The sequence below is a fragment of the Priestia sp. JNUCC 25 genome (genome assembly GCF_053667915.1).
Genome location: NZ_CM132211.1, coordinates 1,797,216 through 1,815,840 on the forward strand (window position 1 = coordinate 1,797,216; position 18,625 = coordinate 1,815,840).

Consider the following 18,625-nt stretch of genomic DNA (forward strand, 5'->3'; position numbering starts at 1 on the left):
ATCAAGGTGTCTTTTTGTATGGGTTCATTTATGTGTGATATGCTCCCAATGAAGTGGATGGAGTAAATAAAAAATTTGTTTATTTAATATGCTGCTTGTTTATTTCTTATTTTACTCAGATAAAAATCAATCGTGTTTCCACTTAAAGAGATTTTGCTTTTACATACTGAGAGTATCCCTTTTTAGAGTAATAGTATCAGTATGGAAAAGTTATATATATTTCTTACATCAGGACTGAAAATTCTACAGCTTTTCTTGATAATATTTCCGATAGACGTTAGGAGTTATATTTTCATATTTTTTAAATGTCTTGATGTAATACCCGGGGTCGTTAAAACCTAATTCATCGCTAATCTGTGCAATAGACAAATCCGTTTTTTCTAATAATTGTTTGGACCACTCTATTTTTTTGAGAGAAATAAAAACAGAAAAATTCATACCCGTTTCTTTGGTAAATATACGGCTGAAATAACCTGTACTAATGTGACATAAATCGGCCATCTTTTGTTGAGATATTTTTTCTCTTTTATGTTTATAAATGTAGTCAAAGGCTGGCTGTAATACTTTGTTTTTACAAACTAAGTGATCGTTAATAGACGTTTTTACGTAAGCATTAGTAACTGTGTTGGCTAATTCCTTTTTTATATTTTGAATATTATCTAGAGAATAACCGTAAGAAATGTCTTCAGTAGAAAGGTCCTCTTTTACTGGAGCCATCTTTTCATATACTTCTAAAATTAAGTTTTTATTCATAGCTTCCTCTACAATGTAGTTACAAAGCCTATATAACATTTGAGCAGCGTCGTTAATTTCTGTATAGGATAGAGTAGGAATAGAATCATATAGACGCTGTATTTCCTCATTATTATTTAAATTCTGTTCAAATCCCTTTGATGGAACAGTAAGCATTTGTTCCAAGGGAGGATGTTTGTCACCATCCTTAATTTTCACTTCTCCCGCCATGATGGCACCTACATATTTATCATCAATTATAATGGGAATGGCAATATCGACAATATTCCAGTGGCATAAATAGATATAAGGAGCATTGGTTCTGACTGCCTCTAGTCCTCCCCGCGCATCGCACTTTTCACAAAGTTTTGCTGTATTAGGATTTTTACGCATAGTCTCACAAAATGGACGTACGCTACTGTGTTGAGAAATGGGCACTCCTTTATAGTTAACCGTGACAATCGCTAATTTTGTAACAAGAGCAAGCGAATCTTGAAGATTTCGCCACTTTTTTAAATCTAGTATTTTATCTAAATTCATGTAAGTAGTTTTCAATGATGTTTTTATCTCCCTTACTTACCTTGTGGTAGTTTAAATCAACTATTTGAGAATACTTTTTCTTTATTCTTTAGTTCATGAAATAAAAGAGTTCTTAGCGATAAAGGTCATCTCTGCTCAACATGAACTTGGTAATATTTTTACCTGAAATAATGTCATAATAATACCATATTAAATGAAGAGAGCAAAAAAATACGATAAAAGGTTGTAAAAACTCGTCATTTAAGACTAATGTAATCTTGGACAAAAGATAGTAAAATTCCAATTGTAAGGGATTACAAAGTCAATTAGGAGGTTTTAGTTATGAGGAAAGCATTTATTAGTCCTTCAAAATACATTCAAGGTGAAAATGAAATTTTAAACCTAGGTTATTTCGTGAAAACATTTGGTACTTCTGCACTTTTAATAGCACATCCTGAAGATATTAAACGTGTACAAGACAAATTAGATGCAACAGCAGAAAAATATGGTATTACATTTTTTGAAGGCGGATTCAATGGCGAATGTTCAAGACCAGAAATTTCTAGATTGCAGGAAATAGCAAAAGAAAACAACTGTGATTGTACAATTGGTTTAGGTGGCGGTAAGGCAATTGATACAGCAAAATGTGTGGCAGAGGGAGAGGGATTAATTATCGTCCCAACAATCGCTGCTACAGATGCACCTACAAGTCATTCCGCAGTTATATATACACCAGAGGGTGCTTTCGATGATTACGCATACTTTAAGCAAAGCCCAAGTGTTGTATTGATTGATACAACAGTGATTGCTAATGCACCTACTAGATTCTTAGTATCTGGTATGGGAGATGCATTATCCACTTATTTCGAAGCAAGAGCAACAGCACGTTCTTTCTCTAATGTAAATGCTGGATTACCTTGTGGAGTGCGTGAGGACTTATGTGCACCAGCAAAAGGTACAAATGCAGCGTTAGTTTTAGCAAAACATTGCTACAACACTCTATTAGAGGACGGGGTTAAAGCAAAAGCTGCAAGCGATCATAATGTTGTTACTCCAGCCTTAGAAAACATTATTGAAGCCAATATCTTATTATCAGGATTAGGGTTTGAAAGTGGTGGATTAGCTGGGGCACATGCAATTCATGATGGACTTACTCTTTTAGAAAGTGCGCACCACTACTTCCACGGTGAAAAAGTAGCTTTTGGTACATTAGCACAATTGGTATTGGAAAATGCCCCAACTGAGGAAATAGAAGAAGTGTTAGATTTCTGTTTAGCAGTAGGACTTCCAGTTTGTCTTGCTGATATTGGAGTAGAACAAATCACACAAGAAGAGTTAATGGAAGTAGCTAATAAAGCTTGTATTCCAGAGGAATCTATTTATTCTATGCCATTCCCTATTACTCCAGAGTCAGTAGCTGCAGCTATCATCGCAGCAGATCAAATTGGAAATGATTATAAGAAGAGGTTAATATAAGATGAAAAAAATTATTAATAAACCAGAAGATGTCGTACTTGAAATGTGTAAAGGAATGGTTCTAGCACATACTGAACTGAATTTAATTGAAAAATATAAAGTCATTAAAAAAGAGCAAATTAATAAAAACAAAGTAAGTATAATTAGTGGGGGCGGTAGTGGACATGAACCTGCTCACGCTGGATATGTTGGGAAGGGCATGTTAGATGCAGCAGTTTGTGGTGATGTATTTGCCTCACCTTCTCAAATACAGATTTATCAAGCCATTAAAGAAACAGCAAGCGATAAGGGAACTTTACTAGTTATTAAGAACTACAGTGGTGACATGATGAATTTCAAGAATGCTGCTTATCTGGCAGAAGAAGATGGAATTCAAGTGGATTATGTAAAAGTAGATGATGATATTGCTGTACAGGACAGTTTATATACAGTTGGAAGACGTGGAGTAGCTGGTACTGTTCTTGTCCATAAAATAGCAGGTGCTGCAGCAGAACGCGGATATGATCTACCAAAAGTGAAAGAGGCAGCGGAAAACGCTATTGCGAATGTTAAAAGCATTGGTATTGGGCTAACTTCTTGTACAGTTCCTGCTAAAGGAACTCCTACGTTTGAGATTGCAGAAGATGAGATGGAATTTGGGGTTGGCATTCATGGAGAACCTGGTATCCGTCGTGAAAAAATTATTTCAGCAGACGAACTTGCAGAGCGCATGGTAACGGCATTATTAAAAGAAATAGGGATAGAAGATGGAAAAGGAGAAGTGGCTGTCCTAATTAATGGATTTGGAAGCACACCTCTTCAAGAACTATATTTATTAAATCATTCTGTCATTCGTGAATTGTCACGTAGAAAAGTAACGATTGCAAGAACGTTTGTCGGAAACTATATGACAGCCATTGATATGGCCGGTGCTTCTATTTCAATTATGAAATTAGATGAAAACTTAAAGAGTCTCTTATCTGAAGAGTGCGATACTCCTGCGCTAAGAATCAAAGGTGAAGTACCAGCTGTCACTTATGATGAAATCATCGGTACCGTGGAGGCCCCGAAAGTGTCCTATGAGGTGCAAACCAACAAAGAATATTCCGTAGTAACGGAAAATCGATTGACGTTGAATAATATTATTTTTATGGTTGACCAAATGAGTGAATGTATTATTAGAAATGAAATACCATTCTGTGAATTAGATTCCCATGCTGGTGATGGGGACTTTGGAATGAGTGTTGCTAAAGGATTCAAACAGTTGAAATCTGAATGGCACGAAATTCTAGAAAATAAATCAAATGATATTGGCAACTTTTTAGAGGCGTGTTCTATCGTTATCATGGAGCACTGTGGTGGAGCATCAGGACCTATTTGGGGATCAGCGTTTCGTGCGGCTGGAAAGAACACCGAATCTAAAACCGAACTCACTTTAGCAGAATTTGCTAAAATGGTCCAAGCGTCTGTAAAAGGAATTCAAGCAACAGGAGAACGTTCTTTTGGACGTGGAGCTGTTGTGGGAGATAAAACTTTAATCGATGCCTTAGTACCTTATGCAGATACGTTAACATCAAGTGCTGCTGAAGGTGAAAGCTTGAAACATGCTCTTGTCAAAGCAGCAGAAGCTGCTGTTGAAGGAGCAAAATCAACCGAACAGATTGTTGCACGTATGGGACGTGCTGGTACGGTTGGAGAAAGAAGTCTTGGTTATCCGGACGCAGGTGCACATGGCTTAGGCGTAATTTTTACTGAAGTAGCCCAAGTAATGCGAGAAAATAAGTAAAATTTGGTATTATCCCCTCTAAATATAGTGTGAAAAAACTACTCTTTGAGAGTGAGGGTTACACTATACGTGGAGGGGAACTTTTTATGGGTCACTAAGGACAATCTCTTACAATCTCGTTTAAGCTATAAGTGGTAAAAATGTACAATAACCAATGGTATTTCAAAGATAAAAAAGAAAAACAAAAAGTGAACGATCCCTTGATTATGAACTGAACCCAAAAAGTTAGACAATTTATATTTAAGCAACATAGTTGGCATGAGTACGGTATTCGACTGGACTCATGCCTTTCAATTTTTCCTTAATTCGAGTGTTATTGTAGTAATGTATATATTCTTTTAGCTCTCTCTCAAAATGGTCCATATCTTTAAATTGTTGAAGGTATAAAAGCTCTGACTTCAATAAGCCAAAGAAATTCTCTATGACGGCATTATCTAGACAGTTGCCCTTACGGGACATACTTTGAATAATATTATTTTGTTGGAGTGCTTTTTTGTACTTTGACATTCTATAGTGCCAACCCTGGTCTGAATGGAGAATGACTTTTTCTCCCTGTTTTAAGCATTTTAATGCTTGATCAAGCATCTTACCTACCAAAGGATAGATAGGCTTTGATTCGATGTGATAAGAGATGATTTCACCGTTAAAAAGATCCAGTATAGGGGATAAATAAAGCTTTTTACCAAACAGGTGAAACTCTGTCACATCCGTTACCCATTTTTGATTAGGGTGAGTAGCTTGAAAATCACGCTGCAGGACATTAGGAGCTGTTTCTCCAACATTTCCTTTATAAGAACGATATTTTTTAACTCGCACTAAACATTTTAATCCTAGTTCTTTCATTAAACGACGTACAGTTTTATGATTTAGTACATAGCCTTGGCGTCTGAGTTCTAGCGTAATACGACGATATCCATAACGTCCCTTATGATGATGAAATATATCTTGGATAAGGTTTTTCATATCTCCATATTTATCAATACGATTGGAAGAAGCATTTACCCAATAATAATAGGTACTGCGCGCAAGGTTAGATACAAGTAGTAGTAATTTTAAGTCAAATTGCTTCCTTAGTTCGTGTACTACTTCTGCTTTTTCTCGTGTTGAGATGTTTTCTGAACTAAGGACTTCAACTTTTTTAAATAAGCATTCTCTGCACGTAAATATTCTAGCTCAGCTTGTAGAGCATCAATTGATTGAGTAGTAGGGTTTTCTTGTTTATTCTTTATCTTCTTCATGGATGGACGCCTCTTTCCCTTAGGTTTTAGGGCATCAATACCACCATTCTCATAAAGAGTTTGCCACCTTTTAAGCGTTCTTCTAGATTTAATATTGAAGATGGCAGCTGTTTCTCTTATTGACGTACCCTGTTCTTTCATATAGGTGAGTACATCTAGTTTATCTTTTACTGAGTACCTTGCATAGGAATTTTTAAACGTTTCGTTCCCATGATATTGAAAGCGTTGAACCCAACTGCGCACATCTCCTTCATCTGCCCCTATAGAATCTCCGATTCTTTTAAAAGACCCTTCATTAGATAAATATTTTTTCACAGCCATTAGTTTCTCTTCTTCTGAAAATCTCCTCATAAAAACTGCGCCTCCAATTGGTTAGATTATGTCTAACAATTGGGGCGCAGTTCATTATCAAGGGATCGTTTTTCACATGTTTTCTGGAAAGAGTGATTATGTTAACTAACTTTGTATATGATATTCAAGTTTCCCAACTCAATTTTGATATATAATTAAAATATAATAAACCTGTGATTTAGTCTATTCAGATGGCAAAATATAAAGGTTATAAAGGAAAATATAGAGATGAATGTAAATAACAAATGGTTTTTAGCTAAGTATGAGCCAGCATCCAAAGTAGGAGCTTATAAGTGGGACTACAAGTTTGATAATAGTGCAATCCAATAGAACTTCCATTTGCTAAAGAATTGGTACACCAACGTAAGTATAACTGGGATAACCGCAAAATCAACGGAATTAAACCGATGGGTAAACACTAGGAATTGATGAGGGTAGCTCCATACATCAAAGAACTTTCCCAGTTCATCCACAATACCTACTAATACAAAGCTAATGAAAAATACTAAGAGAATAAATACCATTCGTTGTCGGTCAACTAGCAGATAAAAAATGAATAGAAAGAGCGCACTTAAAATCACAATTAGCCACCATTGGGCACTAAATAAATCGTGATGAAGCCAGTAATAGTATTGTTTATCATTGACATACTGGGTAAGAACTTCTAACTGATTAACCATAAACACCACCTCCGTACGAGTATGTGCGAAAAAGGGGGTGTTCATGCAATCAGTCACTTCATTAGATTTTTCCTTTTTATGAATTTTATAATGTATTAAATAAAAAAGAAAATCTACAGGGCTTGTTCTGAACTTACGTTATTTTGTTTAAATGTTGTATAAATCATAAAGGCAATAAGAATGGAGGCTAGGACTAGAGAAGATCCTGTCGTACCTAAGTCCAAACCACCTTTTTCATGTGGCTTTGTCAAAAGATCTCCAAATGTTGCTCCGAAAGGGCGAGTTAAAACAAATGCTACCCAGAATAAAAATACACGAGAAATCTTTGTATAGAAGTTACATATAACGATGAATGCTAGTAAGCTGCCGATTAAAATAGCTCCACCTATGTACCCAAGGCCAGACGTATCAGACAAAAAATCCCCTAAAGCTGTACCTAATGTGTTTGAGAAAAGAATGGCAATCCAATAAAGTACTTCAGCCTTGCGATTTCTAATATAATTGATATTTAATGAACGCTCGCTAAAATACCAATATGCAAATATCGACAACAATATAGTGATTAATATCATCGAGCCTTTTGCGTAACCTAATGCCAGTGTACGGTCCATAAAATCAGACATTGTTGTGCCAGCTACGCTAGTTGACAGAATAACAGTCCAATAAAGGGCCGGAATATATCTCCTAGAGCTCAGTTGAGCTACAAGTGTAATTAAAAATATGCTAAAAAAGATTAGCGTACTAACTGCGTATCCAACTCCCAGTGTTTGTGCTAATAAGTCACCTGCGGTTTCACCTAGTGTCGTAGCAGAAATCTTCATAATCCAAAAAACAAGGGTGATTTGTGCAATTTTATTCATTGGCGAAGATGCTTGCATTTTTAATTTTTCTCTCCTTCTTGTGCTAACTGTTTATTCTCTTAAATAAACGGCACACATACCTAAAGTTTTTCTGAAAAATTCTTTAAAAGCCTTATCATTGCAATTCAAACTGTACAGTCTTTTTATAAAATGAAAATGAAAAGTAAATAAGAATTTAATGAGATTTCTATAAAAAACTTTTCATTGAATTCTCATTTAAATTTCATTTAAATTTCATTACACAGTATTAAATTTAAATCATATGAGCCAATTTTTTTAAACATAACGTTATGCCTTCAGCTTCTGAAACCAGAAAATAAGTACAATTCATTGAAAGAAGGAGAACGTCAAACAGCTATTAAGAGTTCAAAGATGATAATACTTAAGAAGTTTTTAAGAAACAGCTAATAATATTATAAATAGCATGACTATTAGTAGGAAGGTGCCATTTTGATACGTTTTCAAAGAAAGAAGAGAAGACATAGATATATTTTGATAGGAGGGATTCTTGCTATAGGAGGATTCATTGTTGTTGGGAGCTTGTACAAAGATAGCTTACCTTTTCTAGACAAGGTTTCTTGGAGTGAACCTCAACAAGTGAGTCAATTATTTTCCACTTACCGGGAAAATGTTACCTTAAAGAATAAACTAGCCACTGAAAATCAGGATGAAGCAAATGTTTATAAGTTGGAATATGAAAATAAAGCATTTAAAAAAATTCTAAAAACAGAAGCTAAGGTGAAAGCCTATAATCCTGTAACAGCTACCGTAATTGGTCGCTCAACGAACAATTGGAACAATGAAATAACAATTGATAAGGGAAAGAATCAGGGGTTAAAAATAGATATGAATGTGCTAGGTACAAATGGAGTCATTGGGAAGGTATCTAAAGTTTTCTCGTCAACCTCTATAGTAGAACTAATTAGCTCAAACCTTAGGACAAATCGCATGGCGGTAATGTTAAAGGATAAGAAAAACGTAAATGGAACATTAGAAGGCTATGATGATAAAAAGGGTAATTTAATTATTAGAAAAATTCCTAGTGAGGCTGAGGTTAATGTAGGAGATAAAGTTCAAACCTCTCCTATCAGTTCAATTTTTCAAGGGAAATTAGCTTTAGGAAAAGTAATTAAAGTAAAACCCGATGAATATGGACTAACACAATTGGCCATTTTAAAACCCTCATCCAACTTTAATGATATTAGTGAAGTAATTGTTATTAAAGCAAAGAACAATGGGTAGGGAATTTGATATCACATCTTAATAGCAGTCTTTTATCTTATGTTTTTATGTTCAGCACTTAAAATTTCCTATCTTTCAATGAGGTGTTGGTTTGTGGTAGCTATATACTTCTCTTCGTTATGGGAACAACGATATGTAAAAATCTAGAGTTTGAAAAGAGGGGTTCGATGAAAGAAAGCATTCTAATTGTGGAAGATGAAGTAGAAATAGGAAACATATTAAAAATGGAACTTGAACATGAAGGTTACCAAGTGAAAATAAAAAACAATGGAAGAGATGGTCTCGAAACAGCCTTATCAGATTTGTTTGATTTAATTCTACTTGACATTATGCTGCCGAAAATGAGTGGTATAGAGGTCTTGCGTAAATTAAGAAAGAGAGAAAATTACGTGCCTATTATTCTTTTAACAGCCCGTAATTCAACTCTAGACAAGGTAATGGGATTAGATCATGGAGCAAATGATTATATAACTAAGCCATTTAAAACTGAAGAATTGCTAGCTAGGATACGTTCTTTACTAAGCTATAAGCATCTTGTTATTAGAGATAAGACAGAAAATGAATCATTATTATTAATTAAAGATGTAGTTATAAATACCGAATCAAGAGAAGTAACTAGAGCTGGGCAAAAAATCTGCTTAACACCTAAGGAGTATAATTTATTGGTTTATTTAGTCCTTCATAAAAATAAAACGGTTACGCGTGAAGGTATCTTACTGAATGTATGGGGATATGAATACGATGGCGACACAAATGTACTTGATGTTTATATAAGTTATTTGAGAAAGAAAGTTGAAGAAGGATTTAGTACCTCACTCATTGAGACTGTTCGAGGTATAGGATACACCATTAAAGAAAGTTAAATTTTAATAGTAAGAATATGCACAGTTCACCATGACGTTTGACATCGAAGGTTCTAAGGGGAATCTCGAGAGTAGCTTTATATGATTGATTAAAGAAGATTAAGAAATAATTTCATTTATTCTTAATCTCTTTTTTATTGAAATCTAATTTTCACTTGATAAATTGAAGAAAAGGTTTGAAGGAAGAAGAGGAATTATAGAAAAACTCAGTTCATCTTTTTTATTATTATCTTTTAAAATCAGGGTACATAGCATCAGCATTCATTAATGATAGAAAAAGTTTCTATGTTTTTTAATTTTTAGACAAAGGAGAGTATCTTATATGCAAAAGGTACTAATTATAGAGGATGAAGAAGGATTAGTAGAATTTTTAGAACTAGAACTAAAATATGAAGGATATTTGGTTGACGTAGCTTATGATGGGCGCGCTGGTTTAGATAAAGCAACCAAGCAGAATTACGATATTATATTACTTGATTTAATGATGCCTGGATTAAATGGAATTGAAGTATGTAGAAGACTAAGAACAACTAAGGATACTCCTGTTATTATGCTCACAGCTAAGGATAGTGTCATGGATAGGGTAATGGGGCTTGATAATGGGGCCGATGATTATTTATCGAAACCATTTGCAATTGAAGAGTTATTTGCAAGGATGCGAGTCATTTTTAGACGTCAAGAAAACAACAAGATGTTGAATCAGAAGCTACTATTAACATTTAAAGATATTGAACTTGATTTGGAATCAAGAACAATGATAAAAGAAAAAAAGCCTATTGAACTCACGAACAAAGAATTTGAACTTCTAGCCATTTTTATGCGTAACATTAATAAAGTATTGACGAGAGATATACTGTTAGAACAAGTGTGGGGGTACGATTCAGTTGTTGAAACGAATGTTGTAGATGTATATGTCAGATATTTAAGAAATAAATTAAGTGCAGAGGACAAAGAGTTATATATTCAAACTATTAGAGGAGTTGGGTACGTGATGCGTGAATGAGAAAAGAGATAACATATATAAAAGATTTACCTATAAGATGGAAGATAACTTTATGGTCTTCCATGTTTTTATTTTTTCTTTTTCTCTCTTATAACCTCTTTCAATATATTGTGATTGATAACGGTATTTTAAATTACGAGAAGCAAAATGGTATTCATCAATTAAAAGAAGTTCTAGCTTTTATTCAATCTGATGATGAACCTTTATCTTTAAACCAAATTGAAAACAGTGAAGGATACTTATCAAAAATTAATGAGAAGAATCAGCTGATTCGGATTCTTGATACGAAAGGAAACGTTATAACTAGTACCTCAAATAATGTTTCACCAAACTGGCAGCAACCGAAAACAGTGAAGCATCAAGAGTATAAAGTGATTCGAAAGAACGACGAACGTCTACTCGTTCTTCGTTCTCCTATCGTCACCGACAACTTCTCTGGAACGGTTGAAATTATTAGAAATATGGAGATGTCCGATGCCTTTATGGATAAGATTTTCTTATTAATGATTGCTGCAGGGATAGGCTCACTAATCTTTAGTATTCTAGGTGGAACCATTCTAGCAAAGAAAATACTATCTAACGTTCAAGCGTTAACATTGACGATGAAAAAAATAAAAACAAATGGCCTTGAAGAACGGGTTCCAGTTAATGAAAAAAACGATGAATTTGCTCAATTAGGCAGTTTATTTAATGAGTTAATGGATAGCCTCGAAGACTCCTTCTTACAGCAAAAACAGTTTGTAGAGGATGCTTCACATGAATTGAGAACTCCGTTAGCCATTATCCAAGGACATTTGACATTGTTAAATCGCTGGGGGAAAAATGATGCAGCAGTACTAGATAAATCCTTGAAATCCAGTCTGAAAGAAGTAGAGCGTTTAACGAATCTGGTGCAAGAATTATTAGAGCTATCCCGAGCTGAAAATAGTCTGATAAATCCTATAGATGTTGAACCTATTAACGTATTGGCCACTGTTCAACATGTTGTAAGGAATTTTGAAGTACTGTATAACAACTATGAGTTTAAAATAAAACATTCACATAAAAATCTTTATGTGAATATTTCTTCTCGACATCTAGAACAAATATTGATCATTTTGTTAGATAATGCAGTCAAGTATTCTAAGAAGGAAGAGAAAGAGGTAGTTATAGACTGTTCTCTAATCAATGAAAAGGTATCCCTTAAAGTAATGGATAAAGGAATTGGAATTCCAGAAGAAGATATACCCTATATTTTAAATAGATTTTATCGAGTGGATAAGGCAAGGAGCAGAAAACAGGGAGGGTTGGGCTTAGGGCTGGCTATAGCCAAACGCTGGGTTGAACAGTACCACGGCATTATTAACATTGAAAGTAAAGAAGGCGAAGGAACAAATGTAACGATTGTATTGCCTCTGTTTAATAACTCTTTATAAATGTGCATATAAAACAAGCTCTTTATTTTTAATACTCCTAACTGCAAAAACAAAGAAACATTAAAATGTAAAAATAAAAAGACCTTATCACATTCCATCAAAAGTAGCTTGATAAAGGACAGAAATTAGAGGTGTCTAGTATGAAGTTGAAATTCCAATTTACACTGGCTTTTATGTTAAGCATATTCTCCCTTCTTTGTTTTAGTGGGATGGCTATTTTAATTAGTGGATCAAAAATTGAGGCATCCGATCATTCTATTATATCGTTTATTCAAGGATTCGAATCTCCTGGGTTAACGGCTATTATGAAGTGTTTTACTTTCATTGGCTCTACACCATCCGTTGCAGTGATTTCTCTCTTTAGTTTATTTTTTCTTTATAAAGTATTAAAACATCGAACGGAGCTTATTTTATTTATAGCCATTATTGTAGGCTCTCCAATTCTTAATGAATTGCTAAAACTGCTTTTTCATCGTGCACGTCCTGATTTTCATCGATTAATCAAAATAAATGGTTATAGTTTTCCAAGTGGACATGCTATGAGTGCCTTTGCTGTTTACGGCGTTCTTTCATTCTTGCTCTGGCGTCATATTCCTACTCGCTGGGGACGTACACTTTTAATCGTTACTAGCATTATAATGATTCTGACAATAGGTATTAGTCGTATTTATTTAGGTGTGCATTATCCTAGCGACGTTATTGGAGGGTATTTTGCTAGTGGTTTCTGGCTTGCTATCGCCATTTGGTTTTATCAACATTACCTGGAAAAACGTTTTGAACAAACAGAAGCTAAGCAAAGTAGAGAGTGAATACACAATGCACTTATATAAAGACATGAAAGCACAACAATAGCTATTAAGTGGGGGAAGAGAATGAAGCATTAAAAATCAAAAGTGTCTATTTTAGGTGAAATTCACATTTAAATCGGCTTTTGTATTTAAATATGATAATAAAAACCTGTCTTTGAAATAAAAAAGGAATCGCAAATCGCGATTCCTTTTTTATTTATTAGCTGCGTTTAGGACACTTAGCGAATTATTAAGAGCTGATTTGCACTTATTATCATCAGGATTAGATGAACGAGCTGCTGCTAATACCACATCAATAGTTCCATCAATTTTAGTCCATTTAGAACCATCTACTTTTCTAAGTTTAGCTTCCGACGAGTCCCATTGATGTTCTAAATCGTCTGCTCCTTTTTTCATTGAAGTAAAGTTTTTTGAATTCACATCCTTGAGCATGTCAATTTCAATTTTAATAAAATCCTTTAATTGCCCAGATAATGTAGCTTGTGAAGCAGTGGATTGTGATGCTATATCATTACTGCGCCAGATATAACCACCTATACTTAGAAATAAGAAAAGGCAAAGCACTACAATGGTTTGTGTCAAAATATTTTTCTTACTTGCACGTGTTTGGCGTGTATCCACTATTTCACTTTTTGAAGTTATATCAATTTTTGTAATAGCAAGAAAAACGATTATTGCTAAAATAGCTAAAAGAAAAATAACACTAGTAACAGTTGTTCCCAAACCTAACCCACCATTAACTTTTGTTTGTGATAGGTAATCTCCTAATGATGCTCCCAGTGGACGAGTAAGAATATAGGCAATCCAAAATGCTAAAATCCCATTAAGTTTCGATTTGTATGCCAAAAAGATACAGCCTATGATAATGATGACTGTTACTCCCGTTTTAAGATATCCAAAACCTAGTTGTTCAGAATATAAATCACCTACTGCTGTTCCAAGTGCAAATGTGAATAGAATAGTAAGCCAATAGAAAACTTCTCTTTTTCTTGTATAAATTGAATGTATAGAGAGTGTTTTTTCACTCAGGTACCAAAAAAGAAAAGTTAATCCAAGTAGAACGGAAAAGACAATTGTACTAACTTCAAGAGGTACTCCCATTGCATCTGTCAAATTATCAGTTACTAGTGTTCCAAATACACTTATAAGCACAACCGTTGTCCAATAAATCCCTGGGACATATTTAGTTGCTTTAAATTGAAGATACAATAAAATAAAAAATGCTATTCCCATAATTATAGTAGTGAGAGTTAACCCAAATCCAAGGTTGAAATTTAGAAAATCAGCAAATGTTTCACCTACAGTTGTGCATAAAACTTTGATTATCCAGAAGAAAATTGTGACTTCTGGCACTTTATTAAGTGAAATACCCAATTTATTTTGGTTCTCTTGCATACACATTCCCCTTCTTTACAGTGGTTTCCCACAACTTTTTTTACAGAACAAGCTGATTGTTCTTTAGCATTGCCATACATTTTAGAATTCAAAAAACGAGTGCAATTTACTCCATGAATTATTTACTATTATTTGTTTTTGTTGAAAGTAATTTTTGTCAAAAAAAACCTCATATCCAATATGTTTTTAACGTTAAGATAATTGTATGGCAATACTCTTAAGTATCTATGAAAAATAAATTAATAATTCATTAGAATAGTTAATATATTTTTTAATTTATACATACTACAACGAAGCTAATGAAAAAGACTAAGAGAATAAATACCATTCGTTGTCGGTCAACGAGCAGATAAAGAATAAATAGAAAGAGCACAATTAAAATTACAATTAGCCATCATTGAGCACTAAGTAAATCGTAATGAAGCCAGTAATAGTATTGTTTATCATTGACATGGTGGGTAAGAACTTCTAACTGATTAGCCATAAACGCCATCTCCGTACGAGTATGTACGAAAAAGAAGGGGATCCATGATACTTTAAAATAAAATTTAATTATACTTAGATGGATCTTACTAACCTGATACCTTTTTAGTTCAATAAGGTATTTAATGTAGTTGAAAAAACCAACTTTTCACCAACTACCTATTATCATCAACTTGTGATGGATTTTTCTAGGTAACACCGAATTTATCGGTTACTTGTCGATATGGTGGGCTCCAAAAAGTTTCTTGAAGTGGCATTCCTACTTGACTACCTTCTTTTAATTTTTTTACACTGTATGAGGGTTTCTTACAGTAGTAAAGAGTCTAATAAAAAACAACCTTAAACATTTTTCTCTATTAACGTTAATGGGGTAAAAGAGGAATAAATGCAATAGTAACCTAATTGAGATTGTGACAAGTCATAATAATTTTTAGTATGATGATCATGACAACTAGTTGATTTTCTTTTGGACATTTGCAAACACGTTCTACTATCTTATAAAATAAGAGTAAGAAATAAGAAAGATAGGAAGAGAAATTCATGTCCACAAAATTAGTGAATTTACGAATTGATTTCGCTTTTAAACAGTTATTTGGTACCAAAGGCAGCGAGGATATCTTAACAGATTTTTTAAACGCTGTTTTAGAAAAGTCTCTAGAAGCACCCATTACGTCTCTTCAATTGTAAGACCCACACCTTCACAAGGCTCACGAAGATGACAAGTTATCTATCTTGGATTCACTAGCCACATTGAATAACGGAACACAAGTGAATATCGAGATTCAACTTCGTAATACCCATGATATGGTTAAGCGCTCTTTATATTATTGGAGTAAATTATATACGTCACAAATGCAAGAGGGGGATGCCTTATCGTGCTTTACGAAAAACCATCACCATTAATTTATTGGATTTCATTTTATTCTCTTCAGATGAAGAATTTCAGACGACAGGTCAGCTGTGGGACACAATAAAACAACGTGTTTTAAGCGATGATATTGAAATTCATTTTGTGGAAATTCCAAAGCTTGTGAAACAATGGCGGGAAGAAAAAGTCAACCTGCGGGAAAATGCATTCGTTCGTTAGATATTATTACCAGCTCATGAAGATGAACCTTTAACTCAAACATTTAAGATCCAATTTTACAAAAAGCGATGGATAAATGGGAAACTATGAGTCACGATTCTTCTTTCCGAAGCGCATATGAAGCGCGTGAAAAATTACTACTTGATGAACAAGCTAAACTAGCCCATGCCCGTGAAGAAGGATTAGAAGAAGGAAAAATCCAATTGATTCGCAGCATGTATGAGAATGGTATACCTTTAGATGATATTGCAAAGTTTACCGGTTTAAGTATAGAAGAAGTAGGAAGAGTAATACGATAATATAGAGGGTGACAAAAGCTTTGAGAAAGGTTTCGTAAAGCTTTTTTTATTATATAATTATTCAATTTTGCGGTGACTTGTGATGCGCAATGGGAAAACGAATAAACAGTAATTTTTACATTTTTCTATCTAGGTAGGAAAGTAAAGGGAAATAAGTTTAATGATATTTGTAAAAATAAAAAAAGCACAAACCCACTCTGTATGGTTTGTGCTTTTTAGGCTAAGGAATAGCAACTAAAAGATTGTCTTCTAACACAATAACAATTTAACGCTTTAAAGTAAAGCTTTGAATTATTCTATTAAATTATTTTCTATCTTTAATATAGATTATTTTATTAAAGATAAATCAAGTATAAATACTTATAAATTTTATATTGAGTTATATCAAGTATAATAATTTATTAAAAGGGAAGTAAAAGATAGATTGGTATAGGGTGAAAATATAAAACTCCCAAATTTAAAAGGGAGTTTTATACTTATCTGTGGGTAGAAATAAAAAGCAATAATATGCTTGGTTACAACAAGAAACTTTATATTAACTAGATATTACGTATCTTACGTCTAAAAACGAATATAAGAGTCTGTCAACTCGTGTTTGATCTGCCTTCGTACATTCATTTTATGAACTAATATTACATGTACAACGGAACTTCATTTTCATGAGCAGTCACGATATTTTTAGAAGAAGCAGATTCATCATAAATATGTCTCTCCTTTGAACCAATATCTGCTCCGTAAAGATGAATGGTAATGGCCGGCTCAGCAAATGGATTACGGACACTATGTATATCTTTGTTCGGAGGGTAAACATAAGAAATATCCTGAGCTTTTGCTGTTACTACCCCTACTTTCTTTAATTTATAGCTATCTTTTTCGCTTTTAATTCTTTGATATCTAGTTTCCTCAATTGCTCCTTCATATACCCCAACCAATCCCCATACTAAATGGTCATGTATAGGAGCAGTTTGTCCAGGTCCCCATACAAAGCCTACAATCGAAAAAGCCTCATCTTCTGGCTTGTACAACAAAAACTGGCTGTATTTATCTTCCTTAGGCTGTTTATATGTAGTTGGTAATAAATCTTTTGTTTTTAAAAATAAATCAAAGTGAGGCTTAAGTTGTTCTACAATCTCTTTTTCTAAACTTGTTTGCTGTAAGACATTACGAATAGCAATTTCTAATTCTGCAATATATGTTGAAATAGTCATTTATCTTCCTCCAAGTCATAAAAATTCTTGTAATTTTGCAGTGTCCAACTACCAAGCCGTTGAATTTCGTAATCAATAGGTGCGTGCATAGACAGTGTTCTAATATTTCTCCAGAAACGATCGTAGCGATACGTGTTGGAAGTCGCTCTGCTACCCATGACGTCAAAGATCCTCGAAGTGATATCCAACCCTGCTTCAGTAACAAATGCTTTAGCTATTCCAATGGAATTTTGTATACTAATTTTCTCTTCTTCCGTAAGGTTCCAGCCATTATCCCAAGCCTTTTGAAATATAGTAGTTGTTTGAAGAATTAAGGATTCGGCTGCTTTATATTGAATATGAAATTGTCCAAGATGTCTTTGGATATAAGGGTCATCTACAGCAGATGAGTTTTGTGCAAAACGGGGCCTTGTCTTAGTTGATACGTATTTTAGAGACTCATTTATGGCGCCTTTTATGATTCCAAGCATAATGTGGGTGATAAGAAAGTTGGCAATTGTAGATCGAACTTTTAAAAATTCTTTATTGGGTGGAACAGCTGCTAAAATATCTTCGTTATAAACAGGAACGTTCTTAAACGTGATGGATCCACTGTCCGTTTGTCGTTGTCCAAAATGATTCCAATCATTGTTAACCTTGATGCCTTCCCGGTTGGTTGGTATTACTGCAATTAATGGAGCTTCTGTATCTTTAAAAACAGTTGATACAATTAAATAATCAGAGTCTGAACTTCCAGAGCAAAAGGTTTTTTGACCATTTAGCATAATGCGTCCATTCTCTTCTGTAGCAAAAAGATTCAAGTCAACAGGGTTAAAGGCATTTCCCCAAAAGAGGTTCTGCTGAACTGTTTTTTTGTAGTAAAAAGCTGTTTGTTCGGGCGTTCCATAAAAATAGGGAGTAGTTAGATTAAGAAAATGATAGCCGTATACATGTGCTAATGAACTGTCTACTTCAGCAAAAATCCGCACAATATCACAAACATCAATCCACGTCTTTCCCATACCGCCTATCTCATCAGGAATTAAGAGGTGCAACAATCCACTGTTCCGAATGAGATCTCGCTCCACTTTTGGATTCCCACCATCTTTATCCCTTTCGATAGCTGTTTTTTTAAACTCTGCTGCTAATAGTCGTGCTTGTTCTTTTATGGATTTTTTCATAGAGGTACCAATTGGCATATGTTATTCCTCCTTAAACGTT

At 34.1% G+C, this 18,625-nt stretch carries 14 protein-coding genes and 2 pseudogenes; 8 read left to right on the forward strand and 8 right to left on the reverse strand.

What is annotated here, in order from left to right; all coding sequences use genetic code 11:
* Positions 1 to 243 precede the first annotated feature (243 nt).
* Positions 244 to 1,287, reverse strand: a complete 1,044-nt coding sequence (locus JNUCC25_RS09140) for a PocR ligand-binding domain-containing protein (RefSeq protein ID WP_029324494.1) — start codon at positions 1,285 to 1,287, stop codon at positions 244 to 246.
* 306 nt (positions 1,288 to 1,593) lie between these two features.
* On the opposite strand from JNUCC25_RS09140, the gene JNUCC25_RS09145 reads away from it, so the two are divergent.
* Positions 1,594 to 2,727: a glycerol dehydrogenase gene (locus JNUCC25_RS09145; RefSeq protein ID WP_013056510.1), complete on the forward strand. Its 1,134-nt coding sequence runs from the start codon at positions 1,594 to 1,596 to the stop codon at positions 2,725 to 2,727.
* A 1-nt stretch (position 2,728) separates the two neighbouring features.
* Entirely contained in the window at positions 2,729 to 4,492 is a 1,764-nt protein-coding gene (gene dhaK, locus JNUCC25_RS09150; protein ID WP_064471556.1) for a dihydroxyacetone kinase subunit DhaK, read from the forward strand.
* A gap of 240 nt (positions 4,493 to 4,732) precedes the next feature.
* Here dhaK and JNUCC25_RS09155 read toward each other — a convergent pair.
* The 3 genes from JNUCC25_RS09155 to JNUCC25_RS09165 all read right to left on the reverse strand — a co-directional run bounded on the left by JNUCC25_RS09155 (position 4,733) and on the right by JNUCC25_RS09165 (position 7,639).
* A protein-coding gene (locus tag JNUCC25_RS09155; RefSeq protein WP_454223148.1) for an IS3 family transposase occupies positions 4,733 to 6,081 on the reverse strand; the annotation gives its coding sequence in 2 pieces (ribosomal slippage) (positions 4,733 to 5,634 and positions 5,634 to 6,081; 1,350 coding nt in all).
* 299 nt (positions 6,082 to 6,380) lie between these two features.
* Positions 6,381 to 6,761: a hypothetical protein gene (locus JNUCC25_RS09160; RefSeq protein WP_140456750.1), complete on the reverse strand. Its 381-nt coding sequence runs from the start codon at positions 6,759 to 6,761 to the stop codon at positions 6,381 to 6,383.
* Positions 6,762 to 6,874: 113 nt separating this feature from the next.
* A complete protein-coding gene (locus tag JNUCC25_RS09165) occupies positions 6,875 to 7,639 on the reverse strand; it encodes a COG4705 family protein (RefSeq protein ID WP_258198348.1) in 765 nt (254 codons plus the stop codon).
* Positions 7,640 to 8,071: 432 nt separating this feature from the next.
* Between JNUCC25_RS09165 and mreC the strand changes: the two genes are divergently transcribed.
* From mreC to JNUCC25_RS09190, 5 genes are all read left to right on the forward strand, one after another.
* Positions 8,072 to 8,863, forward strand: a complete 792-nt coding sequence (mreC, locus tag JNUCC25_RS09170; protein ID WP_454223150.1) for a rod shape-determining protein MreC — start codon at positions 8,072 to 8,074, stop codon at positions 8,861 to 8,863.
* 167 nt (positions 8,864 to 9,030) lie between these two features.
* Positions 9,031 to 9,726: a response regulator transcription factor gene (locus tag JNUCC25_RS09175; protein ID WP_098602758.1), complete on the forward strand. Its 696-nt coding sequence runs from the start codon at positions 9,031 to 9,033 to the stop codon at positions 9,724 to 9,726.
* Positions 9,727 to 10,048: 322 nt separating this feature from the next.
* Positions 10,049 to 10,729, forward strand: coding sequence for a response regulator transcription factor (locus JNUCC25_RS09180; protein WP_029324506.1), 681 nt, complete (start codon positions 10,049 to 10,051; stop codon positions 10,727 to 10,729).
* Positions 10,726 to 12,144 (forward strand): HAMP domain-containing sensor histidine kinase, encoded by a 1,419-nt coding sequence (locus JNUCC25_RS09185; RefSeq protein WP_454223153.1) that lies wholly within the window; start codon positions 10,726 to 10,728, stop codon positions 12,142 to 12,144. The genes JNUCC25_RS09180 and JNUCC25_RS09185 overlap by 4 nt, the downstream gene beginning before the upstream one ends.
* A gap of 140 nt (positions 12,145 to 12,284) precedes the next feature.
* Positions 12,285 to 12,953 carry a phosphatase PAP2 family protein gene (locus JNUCC25_RS09190; protein ID WP_029324511.1) on the forward strand — a complete coding sequence of 223 codons (669 nt, stop codon included), beginning with the start codon at positions 12,285 to 12,287 and terminating at the stop codon, positions 12,951 to 12,953.
* A gap of 192 nt (positions 12,954 to 13,145) precedes the next feature.
* Here the strand turns inward: JNUCC25_RS09190 and JNUCC25_RS09195 are convergent, their stop codons facing one another.
* Both JNUCC25_RS09195 and JNUCC25_RS09200 read right to left on the reverse strand, forming a co-directional pair.
* Positions 13,146 to 14,348: a COG4705 family protein gene (locus JNUCC25_RS09195; protein WP_454223155.1), complete on the reverse strand. Its 1,203-nt coding sequence runs from the start codon at positions 14,346 to 14,348 to the stop codon at positions 13,146 to 13,148.
* Positions 14,349 to 15,019: 671 nt separating this feature from the next.
* Positions 15,020 to 15,115, reverse strand: a pseudogene (locus tag JNUCC25_RS09200) (VOC family protein); the annotation flags it as partial.
* Positions 15,116 to 15,371: 256 nt separating this feature from the next.
* Here JNUCC25_RS09200 and JNUCC25_RS09205 point away from each other — a divergent pair.
* Positions 15,372 to 16,217 (forward strand): annotated as a pseudogene (locus tag JNUCC25_RS09205) (Rpn family recombination-promoting nuclease/putative transposase).
* A gap of 632 nt (positions 16,218 to 16,849) precedes the next feature.
* Here the strand turns inward: JNUCC25_RS09205 and JNUCC25_RS09210 are convergent.
* Both JNUCC25_RS09210 and JNUCC25_RS09215 read right to left on the reverse strand, forming a co-directional pair.
* The gene (locus JNUCC25_RS09210) at positions 16,850 to 17,425 is read right to left on the reverse strand and encodes a hypothetical protein (protein ID WP_454223156.1); all 576 of its coding nucleotides are present in this window, start codon (positions 17,423 to 17,425) and stop codon (positions 16,850 to 16,852) included.
* Positions 17,422 to 18,603 (reverse strand): acyl-CoA dehydrogenase family protein, encoded by a 1,182-nt coding sequence (locus JNUCC25_RS09215; protein ID WP_454223158.1) that lies wholly within the window; start codon positions 18,601 to 18,603, stop codon positions 17,422 to 17,424. The genes JNUCC25_RS09210 and JNUCC25_RS09215 overlap by 4 nt, the downstream gene beginning before the upstream one ends.
* Positions 18,604 to 18,625: the final 22 nt, after the last annotated feature.

Excerpts from the sequence above, each read along its gene's own strand:
- dhaK (WP_064471556.1), top strand. The coding sequence starts at position 2,729 with ATGAAAAAAATTATTAATAAACCAGAAGATGTCGTACTTGAAATGTGT.
- JNUCC25_RS09190 (WP_029324511.1), top strand. The coding sequence starts at position 12,285 with ATGAAGTTGAAATTCCAATTTACACTGGCTTTTATGTTAAGCATATTC.
- JNUCC25_RS09145 (WP_013056510.1), top strand. The coding sequence starts at position 1,594 with ATGAGGAAAGCATTTATTAGTCCTTCAAAATACATTCAAGGTGAAAAT.
- JNUCC25_RS09185 (WP_454223153.1), top strand. The coding sequence starts at position 10,726 with ATGAGAAAAGAGATAACATATATAAAAGATTTACCTATAAGATGGAAG.
- JNUCC25_RS09215 (WP_454223158.1), bottom strand. The coding sequence starts at position 18,603 with ATGCCAATTGGTACCTCTATGAAAAAATCCATAAAAGAACAAGCACGA.
- JNUCC25_RS09180 (WP_029324506.1), top strand. The coding sequence starts at position 10,049 with ATGCAAAAGGTACTAATTATAGAGGATGAAGAAGGATTAGTAGAATTT.
- JNUCC25_RS09175 (WP_098602758.1), top strand. The coding sequence starts at position 9,031 with ATGAAAGAAAGCATTCTAATTGTGGAAGATGAAGTAGAAATAGGAAAC.
- JNUCC25_RS09160 (WP_140456750.1), bottom strand. The coding sequence starts at position 6,761 with ATGGTTAATCAGTTAGAAGTTCTTACCCAGTATGTCAATGATAAACAA.
- JNUCC25_RS09210 (WP_454223156.1), bottom strand. The coding sequence starts at position 17,425 with ATGACTATTTCAACATATATTGCAGAATTAGAAATTGCTATTCGTAAT.
- JNUCC25_RS09165 (WP_258198348.1), bottom strand. The coding sequence starts at position 7,639 with ATGCAAGCATCTTCGCCAATGAATAAAATTGCACAAATCACCCTTGTT.
- JNUCC25_RS09195 (WP_454223155.1), bottom strand. The coding sequence starts at position 14,348 with ATGCAAGAGAACCAAAATAAATTGGGTATTTCACTTAATAAAGTGCCA.